General features: G+C 74.6%; 4 protein-coding genes. 3 read left to right on the forward strand and 1 reads right to left on the reverse strand.

Features of this window, described 5'->3' with window-relative positions; translation table 11 throughout:
* Positions 1-329: 329 nt before the first annotated feature.
* Positions 330-800 (reverse strand): Lrp/AsnC family transcriptional regulator, encoded by a 471-nt coding sequence (locus tag DEF28_RS25980; RefSeq protein WP_114400879.1) that lies wholly within the window; start codon positions 798-800, stop codon positions 330-332.
* Positions 801-934: 134 nt separating this feature from the next.
* Between DEF28_RS25980 and DEF28_RS25985 the strand changes: the two genes are divergently transcribed.
* The 3 genes from DEF28_RS25985 to DEF28_RS25995 all read left to right on the forward strand — a co-directional run.
* Entirely contained in the window at positions 935-2,035 is a 1,101-nt protein-coding gene (locus DEF28_RS25985) for a thiamine pyrophosphate-dependent enzyme (RefSeq protein ID WP_114400880.1), read from the forward strand.
* Between the two features lie 7 nt (positions 2,036-2,042).
* A complete protein-coding gene (locus DEF28_RS25990; RefSeq protein ID WP_114433629.1) occupies positions 2,043-3,098 on the forward strand; it encodes an alpha-ketoacid dehydrogenase subunit beta in 1,056 nt (351 codons plus the stop codon).
* The coding region (locus DEF28_RS25995) for a biotin/lipoyl-containing protein (protein WP_325049037.1) at positions 3,095-3,499 on the forward strand (405 nt) is incomplete at its 3' end. The genes DEF28_RS25990 and DEF28_RS25995, both read left to right, overlap by 4 nt.

The raw sequence follows: 3,499 nt of genomic DNA on the forward strand, positions 1-3,499 counted from the left end.
GGCGGGGGCCGCCGACCGGGGCACCGCCTCCCCTTCGGGCGGCACCGTCGCAGGGCTGCGCACCAGACTCCGCCGGGCCGCTCCGGGCGCGCCCGCCGGTCCAGCCGGCCCGCTCCGCCCGCGTCCGCCGGGGTCTAGGCCGTCCGAGCACGCGGCCGCGCCGACGACGGAGCCCCCGCGCGGCATCCTGTCCACCGCCCCCGAGTAGTGCGCGCCGCCGGACGTCGTCCACGGCCTCTCCCCGTTCCCCCGGCCGCGCGTGGGAGACGGCACCCGGCCAGCCGCCCCGGACAGTCCCGCGCGGCCGGAGAGCCGCGTGCTCGCGGGCGTCACTGCCCCGCGTCGTCCGCGGGGCGCCCTCCGCCGAGGTGCGGCTCGTCGAGGATGAACATCGTCTGGGTGGACCGCACCTCGGGGATGCGCTGCAGCCGTTCCAGGACGAAGGTGCGCAGCGCCGACGCGTCGGCGACCCGCACCAGGAGCAGCAGGTCGACGTCGCCCGAGACGAGCGCGGCGTGGTCCACCTCCGGGATGTCGCGCAGGTAGTCGCGGAACCGCTCCCAGGAATGCTGCTGGATCTTGACCGAGACGTAGGCCGCCAGACCGGTCCCGTACTTCTCCGGATCGACCACCGCGGTGAACCCGGTGATCACGCCCTCGCTGCGCAGCCGGTCGAGACGCGCGTAGGCGTTGGCCCGGGAGATGTGGGTCCGCTCGGCCACGGCCCGGATGGACATGCGCCCGTCGGAGCGCAGCAGGGCGATGATCCGGCGGTCCACGGCGTCAAGATCGACGACCATGTGTCTCACCTCACAGCGTCCACGATGTGGACGTCGCAGACGTTCGGACTCCCGTCCGGAGCCGCTTCGGCCATCTGCCCAGGCTTCGCCCGGCGCTATGGACACTATGTGGCGAATCGACACATATTCAAGACATGAAGCGCACCCACAGCAGCGGGACCGCGGCCGTTCCGGACCTGCCCTCTCTGGAGCCGATCCGGCTCGTGGACCGGCACGGCCGCCGCCTCGGCGATCCCGCCTTCCCCACCCCCGACCACGACACGCTCCTGGCGCTGCTGCGTGGCATGGTCGTCGGGCGGCGCTTCGACCGCCAGGCCGGCGCGCTGGCCCGACAGGGCAGTCTCGCGGTCTACCCCTCCTCCCACGGCCAAGAGGCGTGCCAGGTCGCGGGCGCGCTGGCCCTGGCGGACCAGGACTGGTTGTTCCCCACCTACCGCGACAGCGTCGCGCTGCTCACCCGCGGCGTGGACCCTGCCGAGGTCCTCACCCTGCTGCGCGGCGACTGGCACAGCGGCTACGACCCCCGGCGGCACCGCTGCGCGCCGCAGTGCACCCCGCTGGCCAGCAACGCCCCGCACGCCGTGGGCCTGACGTATGCGGCCCGCCGCCAGGGAGAGGACACCGCGGCGCTGGTGCTCATGGGCGACGGCGCCACCAGCGAGGGCGACGCGCACGAGGCCTACAACTTCGCCGCCGTGTGGAACGCGCCGGTCGTCTTCCTCATCCAGAACAACCGGTGGGCGATCAGCGTCCCGGTCGAGAAGCAGACCCGGGCGCCCACGCTCGCGCACAAGGCCATCGGCTACGGCATGACCGGCTACCACGTGGACGGCAACGACGCCGCGGCCGTGTACGCGGTGGTCTCCCGCGCGCTCGCCGAGGCACGCTCAGGTTCGGGTCCGGTGCTCATCGAGGCGCAGACCTACCGCCTCGACCCGCACACCAACGCCGACGCCCCGCAGCGCTACCGCGACGAGGCCGAGGTCGCGTACTGGCGGGACCGCGACCCCCTCAGCCGGCTGGAGACCCTGCTGCGTGCGGAGGGCGCGGCCGGCGACGCGGACCTGGAGCGCTTCGCCGCCGAGGGCGAGCGGGTCGCCGCCGACGTCCGCCGCCGGCTGGCCGAGGACGACCACCTCGATCCCGACGACCTCTTCGCCCACGTCTACGCCGGTATCCCGCCCGCGCTCGCCCGCCAGCGCGCGGACCTCCGGGACGAACTGCGGGAGGGGTGAGCAGGCTATGGCCGAGATCACGATGGGGCGGGCGCTCAACCTCGCGCTCCGCGACGCGCTCGCCGAGGACCCCGACGTCGTCGTCTACGGCGAGGACGTCGGCCCGCTGGGCGGGGTGTTCCGGGTGACGGACGGGCTCACCGCCGAGTTCGGCGAGGACCGCTGCTTCGACTCCCCCCTCGCCGAGTCCGGCATCGTGGGCACCGCCGTCGGCATGGCCATGCAGGGGCTGCGCCCCGTGGTGGAGATGCAGTTCGACGCCTTCGGCTACCCCGCGTTCCAGCAGGTGGTGTCGCATGTCGCCAAGATGCGCAACCGCACCCGGGGCCGGCTGGAGCTGCCGCTGGTCATCCGGATCCCCTACGGCGGCGGAATCGGCGGCGTGGAGCACCACAGCGACTCCTCCGAGGCCTACTACGCCCACACCCCCGGCCTGCGCGTGGTGACCCCCGCCACCCCGGCCGACGCCTACTCGCTGCTGCGCGAGGCGATCGCCTGCCCCGACCCCGTGGTCTTCCTGGAGCCCAAGCGCCGGTACTGGTCGAAGGCCGAGGTCGCCACCCCGGTGCGCACCGAGCCCATGGACCGCGCCGTGGTGCGCCGCTCCGGAACCGACGTGACCCTCATCTCCTACGGTCCGACGGTGCAGACCGCCCTGGACACCGCCGAGGCCGCGCGTGAGGAGGGCTGGGACGTCGAGGTGGTCGACCTGCGCAGCCTCGCCCCCTTCGACGACGCCACCGTCACCACCTCGGTACTGCGGACCGGGCGCGCGGTGGTCACCCACGAGGCGGCGACGTTCGCCGGCTACGGCGCGGAGGTCGCCGCACGCGTCACCGAGCACTGCTTCCACTACCTGGAGGCCCCCGTACTGCGGGTCGGCGGGTTCGACATCCCGTACCCGCCGCCGAAACTGGAGCACCACCACCTGCCCGGTGTCGACCGGCTCCTCGACGCGATCGGCCGCCTGCAGTGGGAGTCCGACTGGGTGTCGCCGGTCGGCTCCCGCCCGCGGGAGGAGGCCGGCGCCGGACGCCGGCACCGGACGGGGGTGGGCTCGTGACCCCCGCGCCGGCCGTCCGCGACTTCACGCTGCCCGACCTGGGCGAGGGGCTGACGGAGGCCGAGGTACTCACCTGGCTGGTGGCGGTGGGCGACACCGTGGACGTGGACCAGCCGGTGGCCGAGGTCGAGACCGCCAAGGCGGTGGTCGAGGTGCCGTGCCCCTTCCGCGGCACCGTGACCGCGCTGCACGGCGCTCCCGGGCAGACCGTCGCCGTCGGCACACCGCTGATCAGCGTGGACACCGGGGAGGCGCGGCCGGCCGGCGGATTCGCCGAGCCCGGAGTGGTCGTCCCGGAGGCCCGGGAGCCGGCCCGGGAGGGCGGGACGGGCCGCGCGGACGGCGCGGCGGGCCCGGCCGGGTCCGGCGCGGTGCTCGTGGGGTACGGCACGGCCGAGGAC

This window comes from Marinitenerispora sediminis, from assembly GCF_003336425.1.
GTDB classification, from domain to species: domain Bacteria; phylum Actinomycetota; class Actinomycetes; order Streptosporangiales; family Streptosporangiaceae; genus Marinitenerispora; species Marinitenerispora sediminis.

Bases quoted from the DNA above. Each gene is read 5' to 3' on its own strand.
- DEF28_RS25980 (WP_114400879.1), bottom strand. From the start codon at position 800: ATGGTCGTCGATCTTGACGCCGTGGACCGCCGGATCATCGCCCTGCTG.
- DEF28_RS25985 (WP_114400880.1), top strand. From the start codon at position 935: ATGAAGCGCACCCACAGCAGCGGGACCGCGGCCGTTCCGGACCTGCCC.
- DEF28_RS25990 (WP_114433629.1), top strand. From the start codon at position 2,043: ATGGCCGAGATCACGATGGGGCGGGCGCTCAACCTCGCGCTCCGCGAC.